Origin of the sequence: Alteromonas confluentis (genome assembly GCF_001757105.1) — a bacterium.
Classification (GTDB): Bacteria; Pseudomonadota; Gammaproteobacteria; order Enterobacterales; family Alteromonadaceae; genus Alteromonas; species Alteromonas confluentis.
In genome coordinates, this window is the sequence record NZ_MDHN01000037.1 from 36207 (window position 1) to 61012 (window position 24806).

Annotated in this window: 19 protein-coding genes; 15 read left to right on the forward strand and 4 right to left on the reverse strand. The window is 47.9% G+C overall.

Annotated features, from left to right (window positions below; all coding sequences use genetic code 11):
* Positions 1 to 181: 181 nt before the first annotated feature.
* The 7 genes from BFC18_RS15320 (at position 182) to BFC18_RS15350 (ending at position 10588) form a co-directional block, all read left to right on the forward strand.
* A complete protein-coding gene (locus BFC18_RS15320) occupies positions 182 to 3040 on the forward strand; it encodes a TonB-dependent receptor (protein ID WP_083273125.1) in 2859 nt (952 codons plus the stop codon).
* 53 nt (positions 3041 to 3093) lie between these two features.
* Positions 3094 to 5253, forward strand: a complete 2160-nt coding sequence (locus BFC18_RS15325; protein ID WP_070126436.1) for an alpha-glucuronidase family glycosyl hydrolase — start codon at positions 3094 to 3096, stop codon at positions 5251 to 5253.
* A gap of 3 nt (positions 5254 to 5256) precedes the next feature.
* Entirely contained in the window at positions 5257 to 6258 is a 1002-nt protein-coding gene (locus tag BFC18_RS15330; protein WP_083273126.1) for a C4-dicarboxylate TRAP transporter substrate-binding protein, read from the forward strand.
* Positions 6242 to 6724, forward strand: a complete 483-nt coding sequence (locus BFC18_RS15335) for a TRAP transporter small permease (RefSeq protein WP_070126437.1) — start codon at positions 6242 to 6244, stop codon at positions 6722 to 6724. Before BFC18_RS15330 ends, BFC18_RS15335 begins: the two co-directional genes overlap by 17 nt.
* Entirely contained in the window at positions 6721 to 7998 is a 1278-nt protein-coding gene (locus BFC18_RS15340) for a TRAP transporter large permease (protein ID WP_070126438.1), read from the forward strand. The genes BFC18_RS15335 and BFC18_RS15340 overlap by 4 nt, the downstream gene beginning before the upstream one ends.
* A 13-nt stretch (positions 7999 to 8011) precedes the next feature.
* On the forward strand, positions 8012 to 9220 hold the full coding sequence (gene manD, locus BFC18_RS15345; protein ID WP_070126439.1) for a D-mannonate dehydratase ManD: 1209 nt from the start codon (positions 8012 to 8014) through the stop codon (positions 9218 to 9220).
* 150 nt (positions 9221 to 9370) lie between these two features.
* Entirely contained in the window at positions 9371 to 10588 is a 1218-nt protein-coding gene (locus tag BFC18_RS15350; protein ID WP_070126440.1) for an MFS transporter, read from the forward strand.
* Between the two features lie 23 nt (positions 10589 to 10611).
* Here BFC18_RS15350 and BFC18_RS15355 read toward each other — a convergent pair whose 3' ends face one another.
* Entirely contained in the window at positions 10612 to 11097 is a 486-nt protein-coding gene (locus BFC18_RS15355; RefSeq protein WP_245680407.1) for a cupin domain-containing protein, read from the reverse strand.
* Between the two features lie 222 nt (positions 11098 to 11319).
* Between BFC18_RS15355 and acnA the strand changes: the two genes are divergently transcribed.
* On the forward strand, positions 11320 to 14040 hold the full coding sequence (gene acnA / locus BFC18_RS15360; RefSeq protein WP_070126441.1) for an aconitate hydratase AcnA: 2721 nt from the start codon (positions 11320 to 11322) through the stop codon (positions 14038 to 14040).
* 86 nt (positions 14041 to 14126) lie between these two features.
* Here acnA and BFC18_RS15365 read toward each other — a convergent pair whose 3' ends face one another.
* From BFC18_RS15365 to BFC18_RS15375, 3 genes are all read right to left on the reverse strand, one after another.
* On the reverse strand, positions 14127 to 14450 hold the full coding sequence (locus BFC18_RS15365; RefSeq protein ID WP_070126442.1) for a DUF3392 family protein: 324 nt from the start codon (positions 14448 to 14450) through the stop codon (positions 14127 to 14129).
* Between the two features lie 168 nt (positions 14451 to 14618).
* Entirely contained in the window at positions 14619 to 15512 is an 894-nt protein-coding gene (locus BFC18_RS15370) for a sugar phosphate isomerase/epimerase family protein (protein ID WP_070126443.1), read from the reverse strand.
* Between the two features lie 126 nt (positions 15513 to 15638).
* Positions 15639 to 16643 (reverse strand): LacI family DNA-binding transcriptional regulator, encoded by a 1005-nt coding sequence (locus tag BFC18_RS15375; protein WP_070126444.1) that lies wholly within the window; start codon positions 16641 to 16643, stop codon positions 15639 to 15641.
* 296 nt (positions 16644 to 16939) lie between these two features.
* On the opposite strand from BFC18_RS15375, the gene BFC18_RS15380 reads away from it, so the two are divergent.
* Genes BFC18_RS15380 through BFC18_RS15410 form a run of 7 tightly spaced genes read left to right on the forward strand, consistent with a single transcriptional unit; the run spans position 16940 to position 24508 of the window.
* Positions 16940 to 18097 carry a Gfo/Idh/MocA family protein gene (locus tag BFC18_RS15380; RefSeq protein ID WP_070126445.1) on the forward strand — a complete coding sequence of 386 codons (1158 nt, stop codon included), beginning with the start codon at positions 16940 to 16942 and terminating at the stop codon, positions 18095 to 18097.
* Between the two features lie 31 nt (positions 18098 to 18128).
* The gene (locus tag BFC18_RS15385; protein WP_070126446.1) at positions 18129 to 19184 is read left to right on the forward strand and encodes a sugar phosphate isomerase/epimerase family protein; all 1056 of its coding nucleotides are present in this window, start codon (positions 18129 to 18131) and stop codon (positions 19182 to 19184) included.
* Positions 19185 to 19237: 53 nt separating this feature from the next.
* The gene (locus tag BFC18_RS15390; RefSeq protein WP_070126447.1) at positions 19238 to 20458 is read left to right on the forward strand and encodes a nucleoside permease; all 1221 of its coding nucleotides are present in this window, start codon (positions 19238 to 19240) and stop codon (positions 20456 to 20458) included.
* Positions 20451 to 21341, forward strand: a complete 891-nt coding sequence (locus BFC18_RS15395) for a hydroxypyruvate isomerase family protein (protein ID WP_070126448.1) — start codon at positions 20451 to 20453, stop codon at positions 21339 to 21341. The genes BFC18_RS15390 and BFC18_RS15395 overlap by 8 nt, the downstream gene beginning before the upstream one ends.
* Before the next feature lie 41 nt (positions 21342 to 21382).
* Positions 21383 to 23065 carry a GMC oxidoreductase gene (locus tag BFC18_RS15400; RefSeq protein WP_070126449.1) on the forward strand — a complete coding sequence of 561 codons (1683 nt, stop codon included), beginning with the start codon at positions 21383 to 21385 and terminating at the stop codon, positions 23063 to 23065.
* A 2-nt stretch (positions 23066 to 23067) separates the two neighbouring features.
* Complete coding sequence (locus BFC18_RS15405; protein WP_070126450.1) at positions 23068 to 23685, forward strand: gluconate 2-dehydrogenase subunit 3 family protein; 618 nt, start codon at positions 23068 to 23070, stop codon at positions 23683 to 23685.
* A gap of 46 nt (positions 23686 to 23731) precedes the next feature.
* The gene (locus BFC18_RS15410; protein ID WP_070126451.1) at positions 23732 to 24508 is read left to right on the forward strand and encodes a 3-keto-disaccharide hydrolase; all 777 of its coding nucleotides are present in this window, start codon (positions 23732 to 23734) and stop codon (positions 24506 to 24508) included.
* Positions 24509 to 24806: the final 298 nt, after the last annotated feature.

Sequence of the window (24806 nt, forward strand, 5' to 3'; positions counted from 1 at the left end):
GTTAATCGTTGAACACAAGGTTATAGTAGTCCGGAATCTTACTTGTATACAAGTATTCAAGAGTGTTTGCACTAATGATTTCAAGGATAAAGGTGCTGGCTTTGCCTAAATCCTTATAGCCGGGACGGGAAAAACTATGAACACACCAAGGACATTTAAATTTAGTAAGCGCGGATTGCTCATGATGGCAGTTGCTACAGCGATATCGTCAACAGCAATGGCGCAGGAAACAGATGAAACCATTGCCGAAGAAAAGGAAGCAGAAGTTATAGAGGTCAAAGGCTACCGCGGCAGCCTAATAAATTCCACGATAGCCAAAAAGGATTCACAAGGCTTTGTCGATGAAGTTTTTGCGGATGATATTGGCAAAATGCCAAGCCAAAATCTTGCTGAGTCACTCAGTCGAATTCCAGGTGTAAAAATAAACCGTGAAGTAACAGGGGAGGGGCAACAAATATCTGTACGCGGATTGGGGCCGAGCTTCACGAAGATTGCACTGAATGGAAATTCTATGGCCATCGCATCTGACGGTAGCTTGGGGTCAGGTAACCGAAATCGCGAAATAGATTTGGATATATTCCCCACAGAATTGTTTAGCAGTCTGTCAGTATCTAAAACGGCCATGGCACATCAGCTCGAAGGTGGAGTCTCTGGTTTCGTTAACATGCGAACTGCTCGGCCATTTGACCCTGGCTCTCAAACATTTAAATATTCATTAGAAGGCGCATATGGCGAGCTTCGAGATGCGGTGAGCCCAAGATATTCTGCAATTTACACCAAAAAATTCGATGATACATTTGGCATTCTGGTAGGGGTTGCAGGTGCGAATACTAAATCTCGAGTGGATGGCTACGAGGCCGTAGCATTGTTTACCGACGGCTGCGTGGCTCAATGGAGCAATCCTGAGCATACAGGTTCTTCTTGCGTAGATGGCAGTCAGGGGTTGAATCACTTTTTCTGGTCTCCTGAAGCGACACCAGACTACGCTGCTGCTAATCCCGGTGTCAACGTAGGTGACGCAGTAGACCCTGTCGCCACATCAGGTTTGGCTGCAGACGTGTTGGATACGGCTCTGCTTCCTTATCTTGGCCGTCCCATGTTCACTTATGGTTCGAGAGACCGTGTGTCAGGTTTGGTATCGCTGCAATTTAGACCAAATGACACCATGGATGGCGCTATCGATATAATGTACGCCAAAGCTTCGAAAGATTTCGTTAGAACGGAAGCTATGTGGTGGGGGCGCAGAAATTATCTGCATCAAGGTGCTGCTATCATTCCTGAGAATCTAACCGTCAGCGATACCGGCTATGTCACCAGCGGTACCTTTTATAATTCCCACATCTGGGTCGGCTCTCATGATTACCAAGAAGACCTTGATTTTATCAGCGTCATGCCGAGTTTCTCATGGCAAGCGACAGACTTGCTGAAAGTAGATATGTCTGCAAGCCTCACTAAATCTGAGTTTGAAAGGGACGAGCCTTACGTACTTTATATGTCGCCAGGCGGTACGTTGCAGTTTGAAAACGGTGACGTTCCCAGTTTCTCATTCAGTGAAGATCCAGCTGACCCCAACATCGATTGGACATGGCAGCAAGAGTACGACCAGAATCAAGATGGCACTATCAGTGAGGACGAGAAATTCGGAGACATGTTCCGAATTCAACGAAACCATCGTGAAACCGAAACCCAAGGACTGCATTTTGATTTTGCTTATGGTGAAGCGCCTGAGTATAGCGGATTTAAGTTCGGTCTAGCGTGGGATAAGAATACCAGCAACATGACGGCGTTTGGAGGGACTGCGGTATTCACCGATGAGAATGTTAAGAACTCAGATGCCTACAACAATTTTTCAGACTATATAGGCTCGTCGCTTGTCAGCGATCTGGGTTCTGGAATTAGTGGTTACAGCGGTTACAGTGGCATAGCCCAGGTAGATTGGGATCGAATTAGGGCTGCAACCAATTACGACAGTTTTGAAGCAATAGAAGTCCAAGGTGATCAGTTTGGTGCGACAGTCGGTGACATTGAAGAAGAAATCTTTGCTATCTATATAGAGGCAAATACTGAAACAGAAATCGCCGATCGCGCACTGCGGATGAACGTGGGGGTGAGATGGGTTTCAACTGACCAAAGTGTTGCGACTTCGTCGAGTAACACAGAAGCAAGTTATCGCAAGATGTTGCCCTCTCTCAGTCTCGTGTATGACCTGATGGAAGATGTAAAAGTTCGAGCCAGTGCTTCTCGAAGTCTCACCCGAGCCAATCCTTCTGATATGTTCCCAAATGCATCCTGGGGTGGTTCAGGTATTGAAACGGTGAACGCAGGTAACCCATACCTCTCTCCCTTTGAGGCAACGAATTTTGATATAGGGGGGGAATGGTATTTCTCCGATTTGGGTTACGTAGGCTTGACCTATTTTGAGAAGGAAGTAACGGGATTTACGCGTTCTGATAGCTTAATTGTATCGTTTGAAAATCTAGGCGATTACGGTATCGACATAGGCAATATCGGCGAAGATCGCGAACAGGCTCTGTTGGAATGTGGTGGTCCTTCGCAATGTACGGCAACCGTAAATACCCGCAACAATATCGATGGCTCTACTATTCTTAGTGGTTTTGAAGCTGTTTGGGTGCAACCTCTTGATATTATTGTTGAAGGTTTGGGCTTTAACGTTAGCGCGACATCCATTCGTCAAGATGCGAGTGATGAAGACGCTATCATTACGGGTATTTCCGACCTCAGCTATAACGGCACACTTTTCTATGAAAATGATGTCTTTCAATCGAGAGTGACAATCTATCATCAAGATGGTTCGGCGAGTTACTACAGCAATGGAAAAGAGGTTTTCAGTTTCGATCGCACGCAAATTGATTTCTCAGCTAGCTACAATCTTCCGACAGATATGGATATGACGCTGACACTGGATGCTTACAACCTCACCAATGAACCCGTAGGCAATTGGCATGAATATGAGGGTATTGCTTTTAATGCCTTCTATCCAGGAGCTACCTATACGTTAGGGCTACGTGGTTCTTTCTAACTATTGATAGAGGAAGGGGAGCGCGCAGAGCGCTCCCTCTAAAGGAGTTGTATATGATACGTCTATTTTTCCTTTGCTTACTAGCTATCACTTTTCAGTGTTCCGCTGAACCCAAGATTCAGGGAGAAGATGGCTATCGTCTGTGGTTGAAATATGACCTTATTTCAGATGATGTGAAACGTAACCATTATCTAACCGTTCTGGGTAAGTATGCAGTGGTCGGTTCTTCTCCTACGTTTGAGGTAGTGCGTCAAGAACTGTCTCTGGCGTCATCAGGTTTGCTTGGTGAAGGACAAGAAGTAAAGGAAAAGGAGGCTTCACTAATAATTGCAGCGGGGGACAATGCAGCTACTTTCGCAAAGCAATACGGAATTGAATGGCCCAAACAGGGTGATGATGGTTATTTTATCCACGATGTAGGTTCACAGAATCAACCCAAAATATTCGTTTTGAGCAAATCGGAAAAAGGGGCGCTGTACGGAACCTTTCGTCTATTGAAACAAATTCAAACCGACGATGTTCTTTCAGGCATCAATGTAGCGTCAAGTCCGAAAGTGCAGCTTCGAGTTTTGAATCACTGGGATAATCTAGATGGACATGTCGAAAGAGGTTATGCCGGTCGATCTATCTGGAACTGGCATAAGTTGCCTGGTTATATCGACCAACGCTATGTGGATTATGCGCGGGCAAATGCTTCTATTGGTATTAATGGTACTGTACTAAATAACGTTAACGCCGATCCGTTGATGTTAACGCCCGCTTATTTGCAAAAGGTACGTGCATTGGCTGATCTCTTCAGGCCATATGGCATTCAAGTGTATCTCTCCGTGAAATTCAGCTCCCCCCAATTGCTCGGAGGGTTAGAAACCTCTGATCCGCTAGAGCCCGGAGTGCAAAAGTGGTGGCGTGAAAAAGTATCAGAGATTTACAAAACCATACCTGATTTTGGCGGTTTCCTCGTCAAAGCGAATTCTGAGGGACAGCCTGGACCTGGTGATTTCGGCCGAACCCACGCCGAAGGTGCCAATATGCTGGCAGCTGCGCTCCAGCCTTTTGATGGCATAGTAATGTGGCGTGCTTTTGTTTACGCGAATGAAAAAAACGAAGAGCGCTCAAAGCAGGCTTATTCCGAATTCAAACCGCTTGACGGGCAGTTTGCAAACAACGTGTTAGTACAAGTAAAAAACGGTCCCATCGATTTTCAACCCCGTGAGCCTTTCAGTCCATTGTTTGGGGCTACGCCTGAAACCCCGCTAATGATGGAGTTCCAGATTACTATGGAATACCTGGGCTTTAGTACTCACATGGTTTATCTCGGCACCATGTACGAAGAAGTGCTTGAATCCGATACTTTTGCTAAAGGAGAGGGCTCGACGGTGGCAAAAGTTATAGATGGCCAACTTTTCAGTAATCACATCACCGGCATGGCAGGTGTTGCAAACATTGGTGCTGACAGAAACTGGACTGGCAATATCATGTTGCAGTCAAACTGGTATGTGTTTGGTCGTATGGCATGGGATCCAGAGGTATCAGCCAGAGAAGTAGCAAATGACTGGACCAAAATGACACTCAGTCATGACCCAGATACTGTCGATGCGGTCACTACTATGTTGATGGATAGTCACGAGATTACAGTGAATTATATGACGCCTTTGGGACTCCATCACATAATGGGGGCTGGTCATCACTTTGGTCCAGCGCCATGGGTGGACTGGCTAGCCAGAGATGACTGGAATTCCGTGTACTATCATAAAGCTGCTGAAGACGGTGTCGGATTTGATCGTTCCCCTACAGGTGTAAACTCGGTTGAGCAATACTTCCCACCGCTTAAGGAATTGTGGGCTAAACCAGAAACCACTCCTGAGAAGTATCTGCTCTGGTTCCACCATTTGCCATGGGATTATCGTGTGTCATCAAGTGGACGCACGCTGTGGAATGAAATTGTACATCGCTATTATCAAGGGGCTGAAGATGTGGCCCGCATGGCGGCAAAATGGAATTCGTTGAAAGAGCATATCGATCCACTTCAATTTGAACAGGTGAGAATGTCGCTGGCCATTCAGCAGAAGGAAGCTATCTGGTGGCGCGACGCATGTGTGCTTTACTTCATGCAATACTCCCAACAACCGCTGCCAGATAATTTGGAGAAGCCTTCACACGACCTTGAGTATTATCAGTCGCTTTCATTTCCACATGCGCCAGGGCAGGGCTAACGAATGCAATTCGCTGGAACGCGTTGTGGACTTGTTTTCATCGGCAGCATCATGCTGCTGATGTCAGCCAGTGTGAGTGCTAACGCTACGCTCAATGTAGTGACTTCACTTAGTCAAAGTGATCCGATGTATGAGGGATTGGTTGCATTCAAGGCATTGGTAGAGAAGAGAAGTCAGAAGCAAATTACAATCCGAATTTTTATTGGCTCTCAACTTGGCAATGATAACGACATGCTTGAGCAGGCGATGCTTGGAGCAAATGTGGCTGTGTTGGCTGATGCTGGGCGCCTCGCTGTTTATCAAAACGAGCTAGGGATCCTCGGGGCACCCTATTTGGTGGAAGATTACCAGCAATTAAATGTACTGACCGATTCTGAATTATTCTATCGCTGGAGCAAAGCGTTAGCTAAAAATTCAGGCCTTCACATACTGTCTTTTAATTGGTGGCAGGGATCTCGTCACCTGCTGACACAGCGCTCTGTCAGTTCTCCGTCTGACCTTCAAGGAATTCGCATGCGAACAATAGGTGCGCCGGTATGGATTGATACCATCAATGCAATGGGGGCAACACCAACGCCACTAGCTTGGTCAGAGGTCTACAGTGGCTTGCAGCAAAATGTGATTGATGCAGCAGAAGCGCAGTTGACTGGGCTTTATGGGGCACGCCTATACGAAGTGATATCTCACGTTACTAAGACTGGACATATTCAGTTGTTATCCGGTTTGGTGGGTAGTCAGAAATGGTTTAGTGCTTTAACCAATGACGAACAGGAAATTCTCTATGATGCCGCTTACGAAGCAGGAATTATTGCATCGGCTAGAGTCAGAGAAACGGAAGCTCAAATCGAGGCCGCATTGATAAGTCAGGGCGTTTCGGTTGATGAGGTGGACATAACGCTATTCACAGAAGCGACAAATAAGGTCTACTCGCGTCTAGGTTATACTCAACTTCGTGCTGAAGTTAGCGCATTGTTGAAGAGGGCTGGTAATGACCCTGTTCAATAATATTCAGCGCGTATTTTGTCTGATCCTTCTGTCAGCGATCGTACTCCTGGTTTTCTCTGCTGCGTGTATGCGCACTGTAGGCTATCCCATAATCTGGTCAGTCGATGTCGCACAGTTATTATTTGCATGGCTGACTATGCTCGCGGCAAATCAGACACTTATTCGAGCAGAGCACGCTGGCGTGGATATGTTTACTCGGCGTCTCAGCGAAAGAGGCCGATATCGACTATTCTGGTTTTTTGATGTCATCATGATGCTAATACTGGCCGTGATTGTTTGGTTTGGATTTGAGCTGGTGTCAGAAAATCCGCAGCGCACATTGGGCAGTACAGACATCCCTTATTTTTGGGTTACGCTAGCTTTCCCAACCGGCGCGGCAATAATGATAATCTCATTGATTCATCGTTTGATGTTCCGGCGTATAGGTGCGTGCATTGCTCCCCAGCTAGAAGGAGATGCCCAGTGATTCTCCTCGGTCTGTTTCTCATCTTGCTTTTAGCCGGGTTACCGCTTGCATTTTGCCTACTCATTAGTGGCTTTGCTTACTTTATCAGTGCTGAGAGCCTACCCATGGCGGTAGCTATTCAGCGCATTGTTGCCAGTAGCCAGAGCTTTCCATTACTTGCAGTCCCTTTTTTTATTCTTGCCGGACATATTATGAATCACTCCGGGATCACGCAGAGATTGATCCACTTCTCGAATCTATTGGTTGCTTGGATTGCGGGTGGGCTTGCTCATGTAACCATTATTCTCAGTGCATTAATGGGAGGCGTGTCTGGGTCAGCAATTGCAGATGCTGCCATGCAGGCTCGAATTCTCGGCGGGCCGATGGAAGGCTCTGGATTAGGGAAAGGTTTCAGTGCTGCCATTATTACGGTAAGTGCGCTCATAACAGCCTGCATTCCGCCTAGTATTGGACTTATCCTCTATGGCTTCGTTGGTAACGTATCCATTGGGCAGTTATTTTTAGCTGGCATCGTACCGGGTATATTACTAACAGTGACGCTGATGCTATCAGTTTTCCTCTATGTTCGGCGAGTTTATCCGGAGCAATCGGCGGGTAAGTCACCGCCGGAACGTCATGCCATATTAAGCGCATTCAATTCCTGTAAATGGGCGCTTCTATTCCCAATTATTCTGATTGTTACTATTCGGTTTGGTATTTTCACCCCGTCTGAAGCGGGGGCCTTTGCTGTTGTCTATGCCATTTTGGTGGGTGCATTAGCCTATAAAGAACTGTCACTGAGCAAGCTGAAAATTGCACTGGAAGATAGCGTTGATGATATCGGCATGATTATGCTCATTATTGTCAGTGCAGGCGTAATTGGCTACGCCATTGCTTACGAACAATTGCCGGTTGCGTTGGCTGAAAGCGTGACGAGCATTACTAACGAGCCACTGTTTGTCCTTTTTATCAGTCTTATTTTGCTGCTCTTTGTAGGTATGCTGATGGAAGGCACAGTAACAGTACTATTGCTCACACCTATTCTGGTGCCGGTTATCGAAACTGCCGGAATAAGCCCGGTACATTTTGGCGTATTAATGATGATCATGGTGACTTTTGGTGGAACAACGCCACCAGTTGGCGTCAGCATGTACACCGTCTGTAACATTCTTCGCTGTCCAACGGAAACCTTTGTCAAAGCTGCGTGGCCGTTGTACGCCACCGTACTTGGGCTCATAGGGCTACTTGCCTTGTTTCCGTCTCTCGTTCTTTTTTTACCGAATTTAGTTTATTAGCTGGAGCCCTTTTATGAAAATTACTGACGCCAGGGTCATTGTTTGTTCACCAGGAAGAAATTTTGTCACTCTGAAAATTATCACCGAGGAAGGCATATACGGTATTGGTGATGCTACCTTGAATGGGCGCGAAAAGGCAGTTGTCAGCTATCTTGAAGATTATCTAATTCCGGCACTTATCGGTAAAGATGCTCGGCAAATTGAAGATATTTGGCAATATCTATATCGTGGAGCCTATTGGCGTCGCGGCCCAGTGGGCATGACAGCCATCGCTGCCATCGATGTGGCGCTTTGGGATATCAAAGGCAAAGTCGCGGGCATGCCGCTTTATCAACTGCTTGGTGGAAAGAGCCGAGATCGAATTATGACTTATACCCATGCCAATGGAGCCTGTCTAGATTCAACGCTTGATGAGGTCGGGAAAGCCATTGAAGCCGGATATGAAGCTGTTCGTGTTCAATGCGGTGTACCTGGAATGGCAAGTACCTATGGGGTGTCTAAAAACGGTGAGAAATATGAGCCTGCCGATGCGGCTTTACCGACAGAGAATGTATGGTCGACAGAAAAATATCTTAACTTTGTACCGCGTCTTTTCGATGAAGTACGAAGCCAATTTGGTCACGATGTGCATCTACTTCACGATGTACATCATCGCCTGACACCTATAGAAGCTGCCAGACTGGGCAAGGAGTTGGAGCCCTATCACCTATTCTGGCTGGAAGATTGTGTAGCTGCTGAAAATCAGGAAAGTTTTCGTTTACTTCGCCATCATACTACTACACCAATTGCGGTAGGGGAGGTTTTCAACTCTATTCATGATTGCCGTGTGTTGATACAGAATCAGTATATTGATTACCTGCGTGCTACCTTGGTTCATGCTGGGGGCATAACGCAAATGCGGAGAATTGCGGATTTTGCCGCTTTATACAATGTCAGAACTGGGTTTCATGGAGCCACAGATCTTTCGCCTGTATGTATGGGAGCTGCACTGCATTTTGACTACTGGGTACCTAATTTTGGTATCCAGGAGCACATGCCCCATAGTGAGAAGATGGAATCTGTTTTTCGTTTTGACTATACCTTCGAAAAGGGCTATTTCACACCGGGTGAATCGCCTGGACATGGGGTTGATATTGATGAAAATGAGGCCGCAAAATATCCTTACAGACGAGCTATGTTGCCGGTAAACAGGCTGGAAGATGGCACATTGTGGCATTGGTAATGCGTATTTACAGGAGCCATAAATGCAAATACCTTGCGCATAGATTGTCCTAAACTCATGTGCTGTTGATACACTTCTTCTCCAATAAAAAAGACGGTAGTATGGTGGAATCTTTCCCGCCAACTACTGTTTTTCTTTTAAGGCCCCCTTATGTCACAGCCTGTTCGACTCTTGAGTTTTTCTATTGCGTTTGCTTGTGTGCTTTTAGCACTCAACTTTGGCCTGCGTTCCTCCATGGGATTTTTTATGGAGCCGGTGTCTTCAGAGTTTGGCTATGGCAGAGAAGTGTTCGCGTTTGCATTGGCTTTGCAGAATTTGTGTTGGGGGCTGTTTCAACCGCTGGCTGGAGCGATGGCAGATCGCTACGGTACCGTGCGTACCATTATCGTCGGCGCAGTTTTCTACGCCGCAGGCCTGGCGGTTACTGCGTTAACTGACAATTCAGGTGGCCTTAATGTTGGTGCGGGCCTGCTTATGGGTATGGGCATCGCCGGTTCTGGCTTAGGCGTTGTGTTACCGGCGATGGCGCGCATGGTGTCTGCAGAAAAACGCTCATTCGCTTTAGGGCTGGGCAGTGCAGCGGGTTCAGCCGGCCAATTACTGGTGGTGCCTGCCGCGCAGGCATTCATTGCCAGTTTTGGATGGAGCAATGCGTTACTGCTGATGGCGGGATGTGCGTTATTGATGGCATTGATGTCTGGTTCATTAAAAGGCAGTAGCGGACAAAGTGGTGCTACCAACAGCGCTCAGCCAAAACAAACCGTTTCAGAAGCATTAAAAGAAGCCTGTAGCTATCCACATTACTGGCTGATCGTGGTGGGTTTTTATGTTTGCGGTTTTCAGCTCGCTTTTATTACCGTTCATATGCCAGCATTCCTTTCAGACAGAGGGTTCGACGCAAACGTTGAGGTGGTGAGTTTAGCGCTGATAGGTCTGTTCAATATTTTTGGCTGTTTGCTTTCCGGTTCCTGGGCGGGGAAATATTCAAAGAAAAATCTACTTACATTAATTTATGCCCTAAGAGCGGTGGCTATTGCTGCATTTATGTTTTTCCCGATGACGTCCACTTCCGTTTATGTTTTCTCCGTAGTCACGGGCTTGCTGTGGTTGGCAACGGTACCTCCCACTTCAGGGCTGGTGGCGCAATTGTTTGGCTTGCCGCACATGGGCTTACTGTATGGCATTGTGTTTCTAAGCCATCAATTGGGGTCGTTTAGCGGCGTGTGGCTTGGCGGCTATCTGTACGATCAAACGGGTTCTTACGACATGGTGTGGTGGAGTGCTTGTGTTATTGCTGCCGTCACGGCGGTAATTCATGTCTTTATCGACGAGCGCCCAGTAGCACGACTTCGCGCTGCAATGGCTTAAAAATAAAAGCTATTCCGACAGGGTCAGATGAATCTGGCCATGTCGGGATGGGCCACTTCAATCCATTGTTTCAGGCAAGGCTCTTCAATAAAACTGAAATCGGCGAAATCGAATCCGGGGGCAACTGAACAACCCACCAGTGTGTAATCCCCCGTGGTTTCCGCAGCCTGAAAATTCCCCGCAGGAACAATCGCGGCGTAACCGTGTGCAGCATCACCTAAGCGCTGCTCTCTCAGTTGTTGCTGATGTATTTGATACAGTCGCAGTGGCGCGCCTTCGTAGAAATTCCACACTTCATCATGCAGAACTCGGTGAAAACGACTGATCTGACCCGCCAATAACAGGAAGTAAATGTGTGTCATTGCTGGGCGAGGCTGCCCGTGTGAAGGCGAGTTGACTTGTTTGGAAGATTCAAAGATCTGGCGAAAATAGCCACCTTCTGGATGAGGTTCCATCTGCAACTGTTCAATGAGTGGATGTTGTCGCGATTTAGCCAGTGTCATAACCATTGATTTTTATATCCCTGGGTTAAGTGCCCTCTTCTTAATAGCTTACCGCGCTATTTAAACAAAATTATCATGATAGTTAACTAAATCGCAACAATTCACTTGTGAAGTCAGGTGAACTTTTTTTCGACGACAGTTCGTATGAATGAAAAATTATTCCAAGGGATTTCAGAACAGTGTCGTAGGTTGTTCTGGCCCATAAACTAATGTGCGATAGGTGAAAACGTGAAATATCAGAAGTTTACTACTGTTAACGTTGGTGAAAATGCATATAAGGCAATCAGCTTCGATTCCATCGGCAAGCAGTTTGACCTCGACCGTTTGCCATTTTGTATCAAGATCCTGCTAGAAAATTTAATCCGCCATGAAGATAAGGAATTTGTCAGCAGCGACGACATTGAAAAAGTGGCAAAGTGGGATACCAGCGACGATTCTCAACATGAAATTTCGTTTGTGCCAGCCCGGGTTATCCTCCAGGACTTCACGGGTGTACCTGCTATTGTCGACCTTGCTGCCATGCGTGATGCGGTAAACGACCTCGGCGGCGATGCGCAGGCCATCAACCCGCTGAACCCGGTAGAGTTGGTCATTGACCACTCCGTTATGGTGGATTATTTTGCCTCAGACGATGCTTTCGAAAAGAACGTTGACGTAGAAGTGCAGCGAAATCGCGAGCGCTATCAGTTCCTGAAATGGGGACAATCATCGTTTGATAACTTTAAAGTGGTACCGCCAGGTCGAGGCATTGTTCACCAGGTTAACCTTGAATACCTAGCGCGCTGTGCATTCACCAAGCAAGAGGGTGACGACACCTTGGTTTACCCTGACACGCTGGTGGGTACCGACTCTCACACCACAATGATTAACGGCCTTGGCGTACTAGGCTGGGGTGTGGGCGGTATTGAAGCCGAAGCGGCTATGCTTGGGCAGCCTGTCACCATGCTTCGCCCTGATGTGGTGGGCTTTCGTTTAACCGGCAAACTGAATCCAGGTGTTACCGCAACCGATATGGTACTTACCATCACCGAACAACTGCGTAACCACGGCGTAGTGGGTAAGTTTGTGGAATTTTATGGTCCGGGTATCAAATATCTAACTACGGCCGATCGCGCGACTATCGCCAACATGGCCCCCGAGTATGGTGCGACTTGCGGTATTTTCCCCATCGACCAGGTTGCTTTAGATTATCTTAAACTGACAGGTCGCCCTGACTCACAAATTGAGTTAGTGGAAAGCTATGCGAAAAGCGCAGGTATTTGGCACGATGACCACAGCAAAGATGCTATCTATCACGAAAACATGGAGCTTGATCTGTCGGAAGTTGTGCCGTCTATTGCAGGTCCTAAGCGTCCGCAAGACCGCATTCCGCTGGATAATGCCGCTGCTGCGTTCACCGATTGGTATAAGCAACAAATCGATGTGAAAGTGGTTGAAGAGGAAGCTAAGTTTGTCGCTGAAGGCGGCGATATGGCTGAAATCGATGAAGAGCAAGACTCGTTCGTAGAGTTCGACGGAGAGAAATTCAATCTGGAAAGCGGAGCGGTAGTGATTGCTGCTATCACCAGCTGTACTAACACGTCTAACCCGTCTGTACTGATTGGGGCTGGTCTGGTGGCGCAAAAAGCCGTTGAATTAGGCCTAACTCGCAAGCCGTGGGTGAAAACATCCCTTGCGCCGGGTTCTCAGGTGGTAACCCAATACCTTGAAGATGCAGGTTTAATGGACCCGCTGGAAAAACTCGGTTTTAACCTGGTGGGCTATGGCTGTACAACCTGTATTGGTAACTCAGGCCCATTACCGGAAGAGATTTCTCGTGCCATTAACGATGCGAAGCTCACCGTAACTTCAGTGTTATCGGGTAACCGTAACTTTGAAGGGCGTATACACCCCGATGTAGCCGCAAACTACCTGGCATCGCCACCACTCGTGGTTGCTTATGCGCTGGCTGGAAATATGCGTATTGATATTACCAAAGAGCCACTGGGCAAAAGCAAAGACGGTAAACCTGTTTACCTGAAAGATATCTGGCCTACTGAAGAAGAAATTCAGTCGAAGATTAACGAGTATGTATCGGGCGATCTGTTTAAACAGAAATATGCTGATGTCTTTAAAGGTAATGAAATCTGGAACAAGCTTGATGTATCGTCTACTTCGGTTTACGACTGGCCGGATTCAAGCTACATCAAACACCCGCCTTTCTTTGCCGAAATGGGCGGTGAACCGGAGGCGTTAAGTGCTATTGAAAGTGCTCGTTGTCTGGTTAAAGTGGGCGACTCTATTACAACCGACCACATTTCACCGGCAGGTGCCATTGCACCAGACAGTCCCGCGGGCAAATACCTGCTAGAGCAGGGCGTCGAGCCAGAAGATTTCAACTCACTGGGTTCCCGTCGTGGTAATCACGAGGTCATGATGCGTGGTACGTTTGCCAACGTACGCTTGAAAAATCAATTAGCACCTGGCACTACCGGCAGTGCGACCACTCACTTCCCAAGTGGTGAGTCGATGTCTATTTTTGATGCCGCAATGCGTTACCAACAGGAAGGTGTTCCGGCGGTGGTCATTGGTGGTAAGGAATACGGTACCGGTTCAAGCCGCGACTGGGCTGCAAAGGGGCCGTCGTTGCTCGGCGTGAAAGCTGTAATGGTTGAGAGCTACGAGCGAATTCACCGTTCTAACCTGATTGGTATGGGCATTCTGCCGCTTCAGTTTAAACCCGGCGACAGTGCAACCTCGCTAGAGTTGCGCGGTGACGAAACGTATTCGATTGCAGCGGTAAGCCGCGATCAGAAAGAAGTGGAAGTTACGGTTACTGACGACTCCGGTGAAAGCCGTTCATTTATGATGGATATTCGCATCGATACCGCGAATGAATTCACTTACTTTGAGCATGGCGGTATTCTGCATTACGTCATCCGTGAATACCTGAAAAAAGGCACTCAGTAAATTATTGCTTGAGTAGCTACAGAAAATCCCGCACTTCGATGCGGGATTTTTTTGTCATTTACCGTGACGAATTTCGTGTTCGTGGATCAGATGTAGCGACGACGCTCAGCTAAGATCCCAAGCACGATAAACGCAGAAACAAAACCAATACCCTGCAAATACCAGGGTAAGTACTTGACCAAATACAATAAAAACGGTGCCCCATGAATGGTAAGCAACCCGTACCCGAAGGCACAAAGCAGCACAAATAAAGTGGTGCGAATAAGGAAATGATAGGGGGCCAGCATGCGCTTGATATGTTTGTTAATCACATCGCCATACACCACCAATATTGTGGCCATCAACATAATGCTAAGTTGCGTAAAGTAGGGCGAAAGCCACTGACTGAACTGACCCAAGGTTTGTATCATACGTATTTCCTGATGCTCGTTTTTATTGATTTGCATGGGGCGCAGCGTCTTTGCACTGCCATTAGCGCACAAAAATGCCCGCTATTGCGGGCATTCAATATCAAGTAATGTAGCACTGGCGAGCATTAGCCAGCGTATCTGATTTTCAACGTGGGTATTTGAAAGCTATCAGGCGCCAAGTAGTGCTGATACTGCTTTGTAACCTTGTTGAATGGTCTTCAGTTTGTCTTGCGTTTGGTCACGTTCAACAAAACGGTGCTCGACACCCGCCTGGGCTGATGCAGCAAAAATACGGGCAAAATCGATAGTGCCGGTACCAACATCGGCAAACTGACCTTCAGCATCTTTGTCTTTTACATGCCACAGTTTGAAACGACCTGGGTATTTAGCGAAATAAGCCAGTGGATCTTTACCTGCTTTGCTCATCCAGAACAGATCCATCTCCATGGCCATTTTGTCGGCATCCACTTCGTTAAGCAGAACGTCGTAAGGTTCAACACCGTCAGTGACATGGAATTCAAAATCATGGTTGTGATAAGCCAGTTTCAGACCGTGCTTATTACAGGCTTCGCCCCACACATTGCACTGTTCAGCAAGCTTCTTGTAAACATCAATGGTGGTACCGCGTTGTTCTTCAGTCAGGTAGGGAATAACCACATATTTGTGACCGACTTCCATCGCGGTGTCGATAACTTTATTGATACCGTCGTTACGGAAGGTATCTAAAGGAATGTGGGCAGACGGTGCTGAAAGGCCCTCACCATCAATGATTTTACGAATTTCTTTGGTGCTGTGGTTGAAGTAACCGGCAAACTCCAGTTCTTTATAGCCCACAGCAGAAACTAGTTTGAGTACGGCTGGAACACTCACTGCCATCATGTCGCGCAGTGTATAAAGCTGTAAGCCAACACGGATTTCGGGTTTAGCCTGTGCGAATGCAAAGCCTGGCGCCATAGCAAGACCAAGACCCGCAGCTCCCAGTTTGACGAATTGGCGGCGATCCAGTTTTGAATGCGTAACCTGAGCGGCTAAACGGCTTACCGCTTTATTTGTGCCTGACATGTTTCTCTCCTTCGTCATAATGACGTTTATAATGAAAGCTGAAAATAGCTTTAATACAACTCTTTAGTTTTCCTGACCGTTGTAAACTTGCCCGAAATCTTCACCGCTAAGCCCTTATTCTAAGACTTACGCCGGCGCTTTCCCGGTACTGCCCCGCAAGATCAGCTCGAAGGGCATAATGACTTTGGGCGTGGTAGTTAGTTTGCCTTCTAAAAGGTCTACCAGCAAGTTCACTGCAGTGCGACCAAATGCTTCCGCCGGCTGAGCAATGGTTGTAAGCGGCGGATCGCAGTACGCTGCAAAATCGATGTTATCGAAACCTGCAACAGAAATGTCATCAGGGACTTTTAATCCTGCTTTTTTAAAACCCTGAACCGCACCCATGGCGGTTTCGTCGTTTTCACAAAACACGGCAGTAGGGCGACTATCCAGCCCCAGCATTCTGCCCGCTGCTTCAAAACCTGCTTGTAATGTAAAGTCTCCGGCAAATAACAGAGATTCATCATATTCAATGCCCGCTGCTTGCAAGGCATCTCGGTAACCCGCTAATCGATCTTGCGTGAGCGGGCTCTGTGCTGGCCCTTTAAAAATAGCGATACGTTTATGACCTAACGACAACAGGTGTTCTGTCATGGCCTTTGCCGCTGCGCGGTTATCCAGTGTAACGGTGGGGAACTTAACGGTGTTCATCACCTCACAGGCATTAACCATCGGGAGCATTGTATTGTTGCTGTTATTGTCTTCGGGAAAAGGATTGTGCGCCCGCAGCTGAATGAGTCCGTCGGCCTGGGAGGTCTGTACCAGTTTGGCATAGCTGGCTTCGATTTCAGGATTACCTAAGGTGTTACCTAACAAGAGCGAATAGCCAAGTTCTGCTGCCGTTTCCTGCATACCGCTTATAACCCGCGCAAAGAATACGGTCGCAACGGTGGGAACCAGTACTACTAAATTATGGGTTTTACCGGAGCGGAATTTCACCGCCATTAAGTTAGGTTTATAGCTTACCTCACTCACAGCAGACATCACTTTAGCCCGCGTTTTCGGTGAAACACGTTCTGGTTGTTGCAGGGCGCGCGATACAGTCGCTACAGAAACCCCAGCTAAATCAGCGACATCACGAATGTTTGGCATGTTTTACTATTAACTCTCAACACAAACAGAGACAAGGCACTTGGTTATCACAAAAACTTAATAATATGTAACGGGTTACATTAAGACTGTGAAGAATTACTCAAATGTAACAAGAAATCCAGTGTAAAATCCAAAAATGAAACAAAAAAACAACAATTATTCTGGTAAATCAAAATAATTGTCCGTAATGTCTACTACCTTAGACTAAAAGCCGTTGACAGCCTCTAATGTAATCCGTTACATTTTTACAGTAATTACAACTTTGTAACATTAGAACTGCAGATTTGGGAGAAACCATGGCGAAGTTAGAACGTGTTCGCGCGGGAATGGTCGGTGGCGGCGAAGGCGCATTTATCGGAGCGGTACACCGTCACGCAATGGGTCTGGACGGCCAGTATGACCTGATTTGTGGCGCATTCAGCCGCGACGAAGGCAACAACCAGCGCACCGGAGATAGTCTGGGGCTGGATTCAAACCGCGTTTATGCCTCCTGGCAGGAAATGCTCGATAAAGAAAATGCACTTCCTGCGGATGAACGCATGGAAGTGGTTATCGTGGTGACGCCAAATCACCTTCACGTTCCGGTAACCATTGCCGCATTGAAAGCGGGCTATCACGTATTCTGTGAAAAACCTGCTGGCCTGAATCTGGAAGAAACGAAAGAGTTGGCAAACGTCGTAAACGACTCTGACAAGCTTTACGGTCTTGCGCACACCTATCTTGGTTATCCTATGGTGTGGCAGGCAAAAGCCATGATTGAAGATGGCAAGCTAGGCAACATCCGCAAAATTTTGGTGGAGTATCCGCAAGGCTGGTTGAGCGGCGAAGACGATCCATCAAACAAGCAGGCTTCTTGGCGTACCGACCCGGCACTGTCTGGTGGTGCGGGTTGTATGGGTGACATTGGTACTCACGCTTTTGGTCTGGCTGAATTTATCAGTGGTCACACAGTAACGGAACTGTGTGCAGACATGAATATTATTGTACCGAATCGTCGTCTCGACGATGACGGCGCCGCGTTTTTCCGCACAGCTGAAGGTGCTAAAGGTGTGCTCATCGCCAGCCAAATCTGCGCTGGCGAAGAGAACGCACTGAAAATCAAAGTTTACGGTGACAAAGGTGGCCTGGAATGGCACCAAATGGAACCGAACTCAGTTATCTACCGTCCGCTGGGCGATGTGTACTCGGTGTATCGCGCAGGTTCCGGTCAGCCTGGCCTGTATCCTGAAGCGTCTGATCGCTGCCGCACGCCATCTGGTCACCCTGAAGGTTATTTGGAAGCGTTTGCCAACCTGTATCGCTATTTCGCCATTGCATTGCGCGAAGGCAAAAGCGGTAAAGCCGATGGCGTACCAGGCCTGAAATCCGGTTTACGCGGTATGGCGTTCATTGAAGCCATGGTGGCATCTGGTGCTAGCGATGTGAAATGGCACGCTATCCCTGACACAGAATAATTGAAACAGAATACGAATTTAGGAGACAACCATGGCAGCAATAAAAGGGCCAGCAATTTTCCTGGCACAGTTTTCCGGTGATACAGCACCGTTCGACACCTTGGAAGGCATGGCAAAGTGGGCCGCGTCTTTAGGTTACAAAGGTATTCAGGTACCTACCGATCCAAAACTGTTCGATTTAGAAATCGCGGCAGAGAGTCAGGAATACTGTGATGACATCAAAGCGAAATGCGCGGCGGCAGGAGTGGAAATCACCGAACTGTCTACGCACTTACAGGGACAGCTGGTTGCTGTTCACCCGGCTTACGATGAACTGTTCGACAACTTTGCGCCAGAGCACCTGCACGGCAAGCCAAAAGAGCGTACTGAGTGGGCAATCAATCAGCTGATGTTGGCGGCAAAAGCCAGTAAGCGTTTGGGCCTGACTGCACACGTTACTTTCTCAGGTGCACTCATGTGGCATCTGGTTTATCCATGGCCGCAGCGTCCTGCTGGTCTGGTCGACGAAGGCTTTAAAGAGCTTGCGTCACGCTGGAAGCCGATTCTGGATGCCTTTGAAGAAGCTGGTGTGGATCTTTGCTACGAAATCCATCCTGGTGAAGACCTGCACGACGGCGCGACCTTCGAGCGTTTCCTTGAAGAAGTTGATAATCATCCTCGTGCCAATATCCTGTTCGATCCTAGCCACTTTGTGCTGCAACAACTGGATTATCTGGACTTTATCGATCGTTATCACGACCGTATCAAAATGTTCCATGTTAAAGATGCTGAGTTTAATCCAAATGGTCGCAGCGGTGTGTACGGCGGCTACCAGGGCTGGGTTGACCGTCCGGGACGTTTCCGTTCACTGGGCGATGGTCAGGTAGATTTTAAAGGGATCTTTACTAAGCTCACTCAATACGGCTTCGAAGGTTGGGCTGTACTGGAATGGGAATGCTGCCTGAAAGATTCTGCACAAGGTGCTGCTGAAGGTGCACCATTCATTGCATCACACATCATTGAGCCAACCAAAGTGGCCTTTGATGACTTTGCTGGTGCCGGTAGCAGTACAGAAAGAAACCGCCGGATCCTGGGTCTGGATAAATAATAACACCAAGGCTGGGGCGGCAGCGCCCCGAAGAGTAGTAAGAGGATATAACAATGATAATGACCCGCCTGAGTATTATGATGTTTCTCCAGTTTTTTATCTGGGGTGGCTGGTTTGTAACCTTAGGTACTTTCATGGGGACGTCGCTAGGTGCCACCGGTAGTGAAATCGGTATGGCGTTTTCGACTCAGTCATGGGGCGCAATCATCGCACCATTTATTGTGGGTTTGATTGCCGACCGCTTCTTTAATGCAGAGCGTATTCTGGGCGTGCTTCACCTTATTGGTGCCGCACTGATGTACATGATGTACACCTCCACAGACTTTGCTTCATTCTATCCTTACGTACTAGGCTATATGATTGCCTACATGCCAACTCTGGCGCTGGTTAACTCTGTGTCGTTTGGCCAGATGACCGACCCGTCGAAAGAGTTTGGTAAAGTACGTGTTTGGGGCACTATTGGCTGGATCCTTGCCGGCCTGGTAATCAGTTATGTATTCTCTTGGGATTCACAATCGGCTATCTCAGAAGGCGCACTGCGTAACACCTTTGCACTGTCTGCCATTGGCTCATTAATTCTAGGTATCTTCAGCTTCACGTTACCTGCAACACCACCTAAAGCAAAAGGCGCGGCTTCAGCAAGCATTGGCGAGATGCTGGGTCTGGATGCGCTTACGCTACTGAAGAGTCGCAGTTTCCTGGTGTTCTTCCTGTCATCGGTACTAATTTGTATTCCACTGGCGTTTTACTACCAGAATGCGAACCCGTTCTTGGCTGGCATTGGCGTAGAAAACCCTACCGGTAAAATGGCCTTGGGTCAGGTGTCTGAAGCCTTATTCATCCTTGCATTACCCGTATTCTTAAATCGCTTCGGCATCAAAGCTACGTTACTGCTAGGCATGCTGGCTTGGGTATTGCGCTACGTGATGTTCGCTTACGGCGATGCTGATGGCGGCATGTTCCTGCTGCTGATTGGTATTGCACTGCACGGTATCTGTTACGACTTCTTCTTTGTGTCTGGTCAGATTTACACCGACGCAAAAGCGGGTGAAAACATCAAGAGTGCGGCGCAGGGTCTAATTACGCTGGCTACCTATGGTGTCGGTATGCTGATTGGTTTCTGGGTTGCCGGCCAAATTACAGACGCGTACACCACCGAAGCGGGCGCGGATTGGGCAAATATCTGGCTATTCCCTGCAGGCTTTGCAGCGGTAGTGCTGGTACTGTTCTTCATCCTCTTCAAAGAAGAGAAAAAGGTTACCACCGATGCGTAATGGGCGCAGATCGGTGCTTAAAGGGCTGGCGCTGTCGGGGGTTGGGCTGACAGCGGCCAGTGCTTTATCCATGCAGGCCCGCGCACACGGGAATGCTGAACATGGAACGTTGAAAGGGAATATCAAGCACGCCGTGGCGCGCTGGACTTTCCCGGACTTTTCTTTAGATGAGCTTTGTGTAGCGATTAAAGATATGGGATTTGCTGCCATCGATTTGGTTGGTCCAGACGAATGGCACATTCTTAAAAAGCATGGTGTTGATTGCTCCATGTGTAATGGCGCAGAGCTCAATCTTGAAGACGGTTGGTGTGACGACCGTTTTCATGAGGCACTTATCGAGCGTTATATTCCGCATATCGAAAAAGTCGCCAAAGCCGGTTATACCAACCTGATTTGTTTCAGTGGAAACAAACGGGGCATGGATAACGAAACCGGACTCAAAAATGCCGTAAAAGGTTTATCTCAAATTCTGCCTCATGCTGAGAAGCATGGGGTAGTTCTGCAAATGGAACTGTTCAACAGTAAAGTCAATCATCCTGATTACATGGCCGACAATTCAGCCTGGGGTATCGAGTTGTGCCGTCGCCTGGAATCGCCTAATTTCAAACTGCTTTACGACATTTACCATATGCAAATCAGCGAGGGTGACATCATTCGCACCATTCGTGACAACCATCAGTATTTCGGGCACTACCACACTGCTGGCGTGCCGGGGCGTCACGAGATTGATGACTCTCAGGAACTGTATTATCCGGCTATTGCAAAAGCGATCCGTGATTTACCGTTCGACGGGTATCTGGCCCAGGAATTTGTTCCAACTCCAGATAACAAGGCAGGCAAACTGAATTCGCTGAACCAGGCGATCCGTATTTGTGATGTCTGAACAATAAATGCTTTTGCCGGACGTGTTTAAGGGGACAATACATGGCAAGTAATACTTATGATGCGATCGTTGTCGGATCAGGGATCAGTGGCGGCTGGGCTGCCAAAGAACTGACCGAGAAAGGTCTGAAAGTTTTAATGCTTGAGCGTGGTCAAAATATCGAACATGTAAAAGACTACATCAACGCACACAAAGAAAGCTGGGATTATCCTCACCGTGGCCTGGCCACGCAGGACATGAAAGAAATCTATCCTGCACTTTCACGCGATTATCCGCTGAACGAAATGACGCTCGGTATGTGGGCCAACGAGCAAGAATCGCCTTACATCGAGAAAGAGCGTTTTGACTGGTATCGCGCCTATCAAATGGGTGGACGTTCACTGTTATGGGGTCGTCAGAGCTATCGTTTGAACCCGGAAGATTTCATGGCTAACGGCAAGGAAGGTATTGCTGTTGACTGGCCAATTCGTTACGAAGACTTGTCGCCGTGGTATGACTATGTTGAAAAATATGCCGGTATCAGTGGTACTCGTGAAGGCCTGAGTGTGCTGCCTGACGGCCACTTCATGCCACCGATTCCGTTAAATGCGGTTGAAAAAGACGTAGCTGCCCGCGTGAAGAAAGCGTTTGGTGGCTCACGTCACTTCATTCACTCTCGTTCTGCCAACATTACCCAGGGTATCAACGATATCCGTGTGGGTTGTCAGTTCCGTAATAAGTGCTGGTTAGGCTGTCCGTTTGGTGGCTATTTCTCTACTCAGTCTTCTACGCTGCCAGCAGCAATGGCAACCGGGAACCTGACCGTGCGTCCTTTCTCTATCGTAAAAGAAATCAAATACGATAAAGATAAGAAGCGTGCAACGGGTGTTGAAATCATTGATGCGGAAACTAACGAGACCTACGAGTTCAACAGTAAAATCGTATTCGTTAACGCCTCTGCCTTTAACTCTGCATGGCTGCTGATGAACTCAGCGACCGACGTATGGGAAGGTGGTTTGGGCAGCAGCTCTGGCGAGCTGGGTCACAACGTCATGGACCATCACTTCCGCGTAGGTGCAAGCGCCAGTGTTGAAGGATACGAAGACAGCTATTACTTCGGCCGTCGTCCAGCAGGCTTCTATGTGCCGCGTTTCCGTAACTGGGATGGCGACAAGCGTGATTACGTGCGTGGTTTCGGTTATCAGGGTTCTGCGAGCCGTGCAGGCTGGCGTAAAGACATCGCTGAACTGGGTCTGGGTTCCAACCTGAAAGACGCGATTTCTGAGCCTGGTGACTGGACTATTGGTATGACAGCGTTCGGTGAAATGCTGCCACATCACGACAACCGTATCTTCCTTGATAAGAACAAGAAAGATAAATGGGGTCTGCCGGTACTGACCATGGACGTTAAAATTCGTGAGAACGAATACAAAATGCGTAAAGACATGCAAAAGGATGCGGTTGAGATGTTTGAAGCGGCGGGCCTTAAGAACGTTCAAGGCTACGACGTGGACTACGCGCCAGGTATGGGTATTCACGAAATGGGTACTGCGCGTATGGGTCGCGATCCGAAGAGTTCAGTACTTAACAAGCACAACCAGGTTTGGGATGCACCAAACGTGTTTGTGACCGATGGTGCGGCAATGACTTCAGCATCGTGTGTTAACCCGTCTCTGACCTACATGGCAATGACTGCCCGTGCCGCAGACTTTGCAGTAGACGAACTGAAAAAAGGAAACCTGTAGCCATGAACCGTCGTGATTTATTAAAATTCATCACTGCTGCCACAGGTGTTGCATTTGTCGGTGGCAAAGCGCTGGCTTACGAAAACCTGCCAGTGGTGCCGCTGTCTGACACCGGTTTCAGCAAAGAAGACGTTGCCTTCTTCAACGAATTAGGCGAAGTCATCATTCCCCGTACCGACACGCCGGGAGCAAAAGACGCTGACGTAGGTAGCTGTATGGCGGTACTGGTAGCAGACTGCTATCACCCCACCATGCAGAAAACCTTTAAAGACGGTCTGGTAACGCTGAAGAAACGCGCAGAAAAAGAATACGGCAAAGATTTCCTGCTGCTGTCTGCGGAACAGAAAATGGAGTTGTTGTCTGCCCTCGATGAAGAAGCCAAAGCCTACAATGCTAAAAAAGGCATTTATGGTGATGTGGCCATGAGCAATCCGAATGCCGGTGCGCCATGGGATGAAGAGCTGGTTGCTCCTCACTACTTCTCGCTGATCAAGCAATTAGTGCTGTTCTCATTCTTCACGTCTCAGGTTGGCGCAACGAAAGTGCTACGTTACGTTGCTATTCCAACCAAATACGAAGATATCCCTTATAAGAAAGGTGACAGAGCTTGGGCTACCTAAGGTAGCCCGCGTTTCTTCTCTTTTAAAAATAATAAGGACACAAAAAATGACGAACAGAAAAAATGCCATAGTAATGGGGCTGGCCGCATCCATCGCTGCTTTTGGTGTGTCAGCGAAAGAACTGACTCCTGAACAACAGGCGGCAAAGTCTGAAGTGTGGGAGCCGGTTCCGGCTATGGTTGAAACTGCGCCAGGTAAAGCGCCTTCAGATGCGGTGGTACTGTTTGACGGTACTGACTTGTCTGCCTTTGAATCGCTAAAAGGCGGTGCAGCGAAGTGGACAGTAGAAGACGGCACCTTAACCGTAAAACCCGGTGCGGGTGATATTGTTTCTAAGCAGTCTTTCTGTAGCGTGCAACTGCATGCCGAATGGAAAACACCGACTGACGTTGAAGGGCTGGAAAGTCAGCAGCGTAACAACTCCGGTATTTTCTTGCAGCAGCGTTACGAAGTGCAGGTATTAGACTCTTACAACAATAAAACCTACCCCAATGGACAGGCTGGCAGTATTTACAAGCAATCTATTCCGTTGGTTAACCCGGTAAATCCGCCGGGTGAGTGGCAGACTTACGACATTATCTTTAATGCACCGGAGTTTGATGGCGACAAGTTGGTAGAGCCGGGTTATCTCACTGTGCTGATTAACGGCGTGCTGGTTCAGAACCACACCGAAATCCTGGGTAAAACCGAATGGATTGGTGGGCCTTCTTATGAAGCTCACGGTTGTGCGCCTATTCAGCTGCAAGACCACAGTAACCCTGTTACCTTCCGCAATATCTGGGTTCGTGAAATCGGCGACAACACGCTAACTGATTTCCGCTAAGCCTAGCGCTTTTAAGCATTCATTAAGCCGCGAATTATTCTCGCGGCTTTTTTGTATGCGTCGTTGCCAGTTTCCCTTCAAAGCGTTTACCCCCCCTGATCGAAAAAGTGAATAAAGTGATGGGCAGATAAATGGCTTGTTAATAAAAGGAAAGTGAGTTTTTTCGGCCCGTATATTAACTTTTCATTTATGCCAGTCGGCGATAAAACCGTTCCTGATTACCAAATTATGCTATTCAAGCAGGCACAAATCTGAGTGCCCCAGCCTGCGTGTTTCAAGCATTCTCCCCCCTTCGTAT

Bases quoted from the DNA above. Each gene is read 5' to 3' on its own strand.
- BFC18_RS15380 (WP_070126445.1), top strand. From the start codon at position 16,940: ATGGCGAAGTTAGAACGTGTTCGCGCGGGAATGGTCGGTGGCGGCGAA.
- BFC18_RS15365 (WP_070126442.1), bottom strand. From the start codon at position 14,450: ATGATACAAACCTTGGGTCAGTTCAGTCAGTGGCTTTCGCCCTACTTT.
- BFC18_RS15350 (WP_070126440.1), top strand. From the start codon at position 9,371: ATGTCACAGCCTGTTCGACTCTTGAGTTTTTCTATTGCGTTTGCTTGT.
- BFC18_RS15335 (WP_070126437.1), top strand. From the start codon at position 6,242: ATGACCCTGTTCAATAATATTCAGCGCGTATTTTGTCTGATCCTTCTG.
- BFC18_RS15355 (WP_245680407.1), bottom strand. From the start codon at position 11,097: ATGGTTATGACACTGGCTAAATCGCGACAACATCCACTCATTGAACAG.
- BFC18_RS15320 (WP_083273125.1), top strand. From the start codon at position 182: ATGATGGCAGTTGCTACAGCGATATCGTCAACAGCAATGGCGCAGGAA.
- BFC18_RS15370 (WP_070126443.1), bottom strand. From the start codon at position 15,512: ATGTCAGGCACAAATAAAGCGGTAAGCCGTTTAGCCGCTCAGGTTACG.
- BFC18_RS15390 (WP_070126447.1), top strand. From the start codon at position 19,238: ATGATAATGACCCGCCTGAGTATTATGATGTTTCTCCAGTTTTTTATC.
- BFC18_RS15330 (WP_083273126.1), top strand. From the start codon at position 5,257: ATGCAATTCGCTGGAACGCGTTGTGGACTTGTTTTCATCGGCAGCATC.
- BFC18_RS15400 (WP_070126449.1), top strand. From the start codon at position 21,383: ATGGCAAGTAATACTTATGATGCGATCGTTGTCGGATCAGGGATCAGT.
- BFC18_RS15385 (WP_070126446.1), top strand. From the start codon at position 18,129: ATGGCAGCAATAAAAGGGCCAGCAATTTTCCTGGCACAGTTTTCCGGT.
- BFC18_RS15325 (WP_070126436.1), top strand. From the start codon at position 3,094: ATGATACGTCTATTTTTCCTTTGCTTACTAGCTATCACTTTTCAGTGT.
- BFC18_RS15395 (WP_070126448.1), top strand. From the start codon at position 20,451: ATGCGTAATGGGCGCAGATCGGTGCTTAAAGGGCTGGCGCTGTCGGGG.
- BFC18_RS15410 (WP_070126451.1), top strand. From the start codon at position 23,732: ATGACGAACAGAAAAAATGCCATAGTAATGGGGCTGGCCGCATCCATC.
- manD (WP_070126439.1), top strand. From the start codon at position 8,012: ATGAAAATTACTGACGCCAGGGTCATTGTTTGTTCACCAGGAAGAAAT.
- BFC18_RS15375 (WP_070126444.1), bottom strand. From the start codon at position 16,643: ATGCCAAACATTCGTGATGTCGCTGATTTAGCTGGGGTTTCTGTAGCG.
- BFC18_RS15405 (WP_070126450.1), top strand. From the start codon at position 23,068: ATGAACCGTCGTGATTTATTAAAATTCATCACTGCTGCCACAGGTGTT.